Origin of the sequence: Arthrobacter sp. STN4 (assembly GCF_024539665.1) — a bacterium.
Classification (GTDB): Bacteria; Actinomycetota; Actinomycetes; order Actinomycetales; family Micrococcaceae; genus Specibacter.
Genome location: NZ_JAKZGX010000025.1, coordinates 50,850 through 56,849, shown reverse-complemented (window position 1 = coordinate 56,849; position 6,000 = coordinate 50,850). Strand labels below are relative to the sequence as shown.

At 62.0% G+C, this 6,000-nt stretch carries 7 protein-coding genes and 1 pseudogene; 3 read left to right on the top strand and 5 right to left on the bottom strand.

Annotated elements, in window-relative coordinates:
• Nucleotides 1-273: 273 nt before the first annotated feature.
• Together MMF96_RS15590 and MMF96_RS15585 are read right to left on the bottom strand one after the other, a co-directional pair.
• Nucleotides 274-1,800: a serine hydrolase gene (locus tag MMF96_RS15590; RefSeq protein WP_256884061.1), complete on the bottom strand. Its 1,527-nt coding sequence runs from the start codon at nt 1,798-1,800 to the stop codon at nt 274-276.
• On the bottom strand, nt 1,781-3,235 hold the full coding sequence (locus MMF96_RS15585) for an APC family permease (protein ID WP_256884060.1): 1,455 nt from the start codon (nt 3,233-3,235) through the stop codon (nt 1,781-1,783). The genes MMF96_RS15590 and MMF96_RS15585 overlap by 20 nt, the downstream gene beginning before the upstream one ends.
• A 208-nt stretch (nt 3,236-3,443) precedes the next feature.
• On the opposite strand from MMF96_RS15585, the gene MMF96_RS15580 reads away from it, so the two are divergent.
• The gene (locus tag MMF96_RS15580) at nt 3,444-4,076 is read left to right on the top strand and encodes a TetR/AcrR family transcriptional regulator (protein ID WP_256884059.1); all 633 of its coding nucleotides are present in this window, start codon (nt 3,444-3,446) and stop codon (nt 4,074-4,076) included.
• Nucleotides 4,077-4,394: 318 nt separating this feature from the next.
• On the opposite strand, the gene MMF96_RS15575 is transcribed toward MMF96_RS15580, so the two are convergent.
• Together MMF96_RS15575 and MMF96_RS15570 are read right to left on the bottom strand one after the other, a co-directional pair.
• Nucleotides 4,395-4,646, bottom strand: coding sequence for a winged helix DNA-binding protein (locus MMF96_RS15575; RefSeq protein ID WP_256884058.1), 252 nt, complete (start codon nt 4,644-4,646; stop codon nt 4,395-4,397).
• Between the two features lie 6 nt (nt 4,647-4,652).
• Nucleotides 4,653-4,835, bottom strand: a complete 183-nt coding sequence (locus tag MMF96_RS15570) for a hypothetical protein (protein ID WP_256884057.1) — start codon at nt 4,833-4,835, stop codon at nt 4,653-4,655.
• A gap of 182 nt (nt 4,836-5,017) precedes the next feature.
• Between MMF96_RS15570 and MMF96_RS15565 the strand changes: the two genes are divergently transcribed.
• Together MMF96_RS15565 and MMF96_RS19950 are read left to right on the top strand one after the other, a co-directional pair.
• Nucleotides 5,018-5,569 (top strand): hypothetical protein, encoded by a 552-nt coding sequence (locus tag MMF96_RS15565; protein WP_256884056.1) that lies wholly within the window; start codon nt 5,018-5,020, stop codon nt 5,567-5,569.
• Nucleotides 5,570-5,619: 50 nt separating this feature from the next.
• Nucleotides 5,620-5,772 (top strand): annotated as a pseudogene (locus MMF96_RS19950) (FUSC family protein); the annotation flags it as partial.
• Here the strand turns inward: MMF96_RS19950 and MMF96_RS15560 are convergent.
• On the bottom strand, nt 5,697-5,900 hold the full coding sequence (locus tag MMF96_RS15560; protein WP_256884055.1) for a hypothetical protein: 204 nt from the start codon (nt 5,898-5,900) through the stop codon (nt 5,697-5,699). The pseudogene MMF96_RS19950 and the gene MMF96_RS15560 overlap by 76 nt on opposite strands.
• Between the last annotated feature and the right edge of the window lie 100 nt (nt 5,901-6,000).

Genomic DNA, 6,000 nt, shown 5'->3' with positions numbered 1-6,000 from the left:
ACTCATCCGGATGGCCGCGGCCAAGACCTACTCCCAAACCCACCACGCAGCATGATGATTTGACGAGCACTTTAGCTGAGGCACGCGGGAAGCATTTCGCGAGCATCTTGACATGAGGCACCACGGTGGTGCACGCGCGATGCCTTGGACGGGACGGGCAGCCGGCTGCGCCGACTGCCCATTCAGGATATCCGGCAAGTAACCAGTCGGGACAAAGCCCTGGAGACGAAGGACCCCCAATGGTCCTTCGTCTCCAGGCAGGATTGGAGGTCGCTAAGGTTTGTTGTTTGAGACGTGTGCCGCTCGCGTGGGCCGTCCACGGCTTAGCGGATCAGGCGGGCGGCCCCTGGCCGGATGGTCCTCCAACGCAAGGACCTGGACTCGACGTGGATGAACCGGGGTGAGTAGAACTCCCGCCGCCAGGACCCCGCCAGGCCCGTGAAAGCGGACTTTCAGGCGGGAGTTGTCGATGATGGAGACCTGGCAGCCGTCCGGAGCCAACGGGCCCACGTGTGTTTTCAGGTAGGCCAGTTCATCCCGTCGCTCCTGCCACGACCTGTCGAGGGCGACACAGGGAGAGAAGACCCCGGCGGTGACTTCGCCGTGGAGCATGAACGATCTGACGCCGGCGACGATCCTGTCCAAATTGTGGATCTCGAGGGATGTGTCCAATGGCCGTTTTAGAAGGGATTTGAGGGCGAGGCCGGCCGGGGCGCTTACGGGGGCGTAGGTGCTGCCGCCCAATGCGATGACTCCGGTTCCGGATGACTGGTGCCAGCACATGTGGGCCCCATATCCGGGGTAGCCACCGACGTGATGGCTGATCAGCCCAAAGTCCGGGTCCTGTTCGATGAAGATGCCGAGTCCGTAACTGGAGATTCCCCACGGGAAATCCCTTGAAGAGGGGAGACCTGTTGCAGGGTCAACGGTGAACGGAACTGGCGTGATGGGCTGTTGCATTCGACGCCGGAGCGTCGAGGGCAGGGGCCCGTCATCCGTCAGCGTCGACGCGGCCAGGGTGCTGACCCACTTGCCCATGTCGGAGAGACTGCTGAGGACGCCGCCAATGGCCGAAAAGGCGCCTGGGGCGGTCGGTTTTTGTAGTTTCCAGCCGTGTTCAGTGAGCCGGTAGCCGTGGGCGAATCTGTCGTGGGGAACGGTGCGGTGGTCAAAAGTTGTTGACTGAAGTCCCAACGGGCCAAAAAGCAGCTTCCCCACCACTTCCGGGTAGGGCTGTCCCGTCACGGTCTCGATGATGCGCCCAATTATCGCGTACCCCAAATTTGAATATTGGAAGGTTTGCCGCGGACGGGTGGTCCTTACTGTGCCTCCCGCCAACAAGCGGTCAAAGGCTTCGGACGTCATCGTCTCTTGGCGGTCGGCCCAGGCATCATCGGACGGAAAACCTCCGGACATGGACAGGACGTCGTTAAGCGTGGGCAACCTTCCGGACGGTCCCGCGTCCACGAGCCCCGGAAGGTAGTTGGCAACTGGCGCTTCAAGGTCCACGAGCCCGTGGCGCTCCAGGAGCAACGTCGTTGCGGCGGCAAAGCTCTTTGACAGCGATGCGATTCGAAAAACCGTATTCACGTCCGGTCGATGTCCATTGCCGAGCGCGGTTTCTCCGGTTGAGCAGACATGGACCATGGCCCCCTGGCTGACCACGGCCCACGCCAGTGCGGGAGTTCCCGTGGTGTTTCCGGCGATTTCGTTCGCTGTGTGCCTGAAACTATCGTCGATATTCCAGTACTTCCTCCGGGTTTCACTGTCGGGGGCTGTTTCAAAGTGGCTCTTTGGCATTCTCGCCGGCCTCCTTATGCTGGGGACCAGGCGGAGTGGTGGGGCGGACGGGATCCAGCATCAGCATGTGGGTGTGACGCCGGGGACGGAGGTAGATGAGATAGTAGGCCAGGGATGCCGCGACGATGGCACCCGCAATGAAAAGGTCACTTGAAGTCTGCTGTGTCAGAACCACAACTGACATGACGATCGCCAGGACCGGCGCTGCGGGCCAAAGAGGCATCCGGTACGGCCGGTCCGTCGTTTTGTCCCTCAGCCGGCTCACGATCGCGGATGCCGCGACAAGGATAAATTCCACGCAGAGTACGGCGCCGACGCATGTGCTCAATGTGGCAACGTCCGTGAACAGTACGAGAATTGCACCGGCGACGCCGACGACGATCGTTGAAATCCAGGGCGTGCCCCATTGTGGATGAACTGACGCGAGGGCCTTGCTCAGGGGCGCAGGCCAGGCCATGTCCCGGCCGGAACTGTAGAGAATCCGTGCGAAGAACGGCATGAGTGCCACCACGGCATTGAGCACGGCAACGGCAATGCCGAGGCTGATGATCGTATTAAAGGTGTCTCCACCCATTGACGTCAGAAAATACTGCCACGGATTAGGGCTGGCCGAAAGGTCAGCCAGTGACGGCGAGGCAAGGATTGCCATGGCGACCGGCAGTACCTCGCACGCTACCGCGACTCCCAAGGCGATAAAGACCGATCGGGCTACATTGCGGCGGCTCCCCGTTGTTTCCTCCGAGTACAGGAGCGCCCCCTGGAATCCGTTGTAGGCAAAGCTCGCAACGGCGATGCCGGCAACGAGTGCGCCAATGGTCAATGTTTGCGTGGTGCCATTGGCATTGGTGATCAACGGATGAAAGAGCGTTCCGATGGGACGCTGGATGTGAAGCAGGCCCAGCGCACCCACAAAGACGACTGACAGAAGTTCTATGGCGAGGAGGACGCCGACGGCGATCGCGCTGAGCCGCACACCCAAAATCGCGACGGCCGCACCGAGCAGGATGATGACGGCAGCCAAAATATTGGTATTGACGTTGACGATGACCCCGACGTACTGCCCGATGCCGAGGGCGACGACGGCCGGAATCAAGACGGCTTGGATGGGACCGCTCAAAATGAGCGAGACGAACCCGGCGGGACGGCCAAGGATGCGGGCGACGAAGGTATAGTCGCCGCCCGCAATGGGATACGCGCATCCCAACTCTGCCCAACAGAAGGCCAACGCCAGTCCCATGACGGCCGCGATAACAAAAGTTAGCGGTGCCCCGGTTCCGGTCAGCGTGAACAAGACCGGGGCGATAATGAAGGCGCCCGTCGCGGGTGTTACGGCAGAGACGACCAGCGAAATGTTTTCCCACAGGCCAAGCGAGCGGTGAAGCTCCTGCTTGTAGGCGCGACGTTGCACAGTCACACCGATGTTTTTGACATTCATCGCGTCCTCCACGTGCGGGCCGAAGTTGGGATTTTGACAATCGCTTAGGCAAGCAAACGTCATTGTCCACGGTGATGTCAACAGTGATGACTGAGTTTTTTTGAATTGTTTGTTATGAGACGATGACGTGATGGATCAATCTCGGCTCGACGACGGCGGTCCGGTTCCTGGGGCGACGCCGGCCCCCCACGCGCGGCTGGACCGCGACATGATACTTGAGGCATCGCGGGAACTGTGCGATCAGGAGGGTTTGAGTGCCCTGACGCTCCGCCGTCTCGGGAAGGAGCTCGGTGTCGATTCGACTGCCATGTACCGCCATTTCAAGAATAAGAAAGACCTTCTCTCGGCGCTGATCGATCTCCTCTTTGCAGATGTCCCGGAACCGGATCCTGGCCGGCCCTGGCGTGAAAACCTGACGACCCTGATGCGGGCATGGTTCGACATCTATAGGCGCCACGTTGGGCTGGCCGAGGCAATGGCAGGCCAGGCCGATGACCAGCCACGGCTCTTCTCCTTGACGGAATGGACTGTTCACGAGTTGCGGCGTGCGGGAGTTCCTTCCACGGACATCGGATTGTTTCATCAGGCCATCTATAACCACACGGTCGGGTACGGGTTGGTGGCGGCGCTTTCACCGTGGATGACCACGCCCAGCCTCCGTGATGAACAGCGGCGCATTTACTCCGCCTTGGATCCTGCCAAGTTTCCGGACTCCAGTGCGGCCGCTGGATCCCTTTACCCGGACACCGATATATTGTTCGACTTTGGGATGGAACTGCTCTTGGATGCCATTGAAGAACGGGTCCGGGAAGTAGCAACGGAAACTGACCTGCCAAGGTAACCAAGCCCCAATCGACGTCGGGCTGGCGCTCAACCCTGTAGGATGGCGAAGCACGGACACCATCGGCGAATGCCTTGAACTGGCACCCTTTGCCAGGCTGCTGTATTCCTCCGACGCCTTCGGCCTGCCGGAACTGCCCCTCCTTGGCGCCATCCTGGTTGCAGGGATGACCGCTTCCGGAAAATGCGCGACGGACCTACACAAGCTGAACCGGCATTAGGGAACTGCTCAGGAAATGGCCGGGGCACAATCGCCGCTTTTTGGAAACAAGGACGGCGGTGTCAAACCCGGGACGGGCCGGCGAGCGGGACCGGTCCGTCACCCCCGTCGAGGGGACCATCCGTCCCCGGCCGCCAGGGACTGGAGAAGCCCGGCTTCGAACTCACGCACGGAGGCCAGTATGGGGGCCAGCGACGCTTTTCCCTTTTCCGTCATCACAATGACTGCCCCGCGCCGGTCCTTGGGGTTTGTCTCCCGGCGGACCAGGCCGGACCCGAGCATTTTCTTCACCCTCTTCGTGCTGGCCGGCGCCGACGTCAGCAGGTCAGCGGCCCGTTCCGTAGGCGTCATGGGTCGTCAGGTCCGGGCCAGCAGGGACAGGATGCCAAATTCGGCCCGTGTGACTCCGCGTGAGGCAAGGACCACGTCGCTGCGCATTTGGATGATCCGGGCCAGCCGGCTGATCCGTCCGATCACCGCGCTGGGTGCCGTTTCGATCTCGGGGTACAGCCGCATCCACTGCCCCTGAAGCTGATCCATGTAGTCCTTCATCATCCCAGACTACTTGCGCCGCCCTGTTCCGAAGGGCCGGCTTTCCAGGCCGGCAATTTACTTTACGGGTAAAGTAAATGCCGGGGGACTGGAAGGGTTCGTTGGCCATGGAAGTGTATGTGCGCAATTTCGTCCACGTTCCGCCTGGTCGCGGGCATAGGGTTCCTGCCTTGCGGGTGGCGGCAGGGATCATTGCCCCGCTTCTCTTCGTCGTGGCCATCGGTCGGTTGGATCTGACCGTCTATGGGGCCTTCGGGGCCTTGACGGGCGTCTATGGGCGCATGGAGCCGCACTGGCTTCGCCTCAAGTACCAGGCGGCGGCCGGCACCCTCATGGCTGCCAGTGTCACCGTCGGCGTGGCCTTGTTGGTCGTGGGCCTGTCAGCGTGGGGGATTGTCGCGGCAGCCGCTGCAGCTTCGGGCCTCCTCTCGAGCGTTGCCGGTCACCTCCGGCTACGGCCCTCGGGGCCGTTCTTCTTCCTGTTCGCCTTCACCGCCGGCGCAGCAGTTCCATACCCGGGGCGCATCCTCGATGCGGCGATGACAGTGGTGGGAAGTGTCGTCGTGGTGCTCCTGGTCGGTTTTTCGGGCAGGCCCCATGCACGCCGGCGCCATCCCGGTCGGGGCCTGGTTGAGCCGCCCCGGTTCCCGGCGGCCAGGATCCTCAAGCATGCGGGCCGCTATCTTGTCGCCGTGGGCGTCGCGGGAGCGGGCCGTGCATAAGGATTGTTGGCACGTATGGCGGACTGGTCCTCACCGCCCTGCTGTTGCCGGTGTCCCGGCCGCCGGTCGGGCTGGTGTTCCTGCTGGCCGCCCTCCAGTTCTTCGGTGAGGTGTATGTGATCCGGAATTACAGCGTTGCACTTGTGTTCATGACTGCCGTGGCTTTGTTGATGACGGAATTTGTGGCGGGGCAGTCCTCATCCGGGTTGATCCTGGACCGGGCCCTGGGAACCACGGTGGGTGCCGTGACGGCAATTTTGGTCATCTGCTCCACCACCCGCACGCAACGGACCCGGACGCGGCTGGTGGCGTCGAGCATGGTCCCCGGCAACGTGAAACTGCAAGGTGGCGGTGCCGAAGCAATCCTGCGCGCTGTTGCCGTGCCGAACGTCACGACGCGACGCGATCACCCCGGGGGCCTTGGGCGCCAT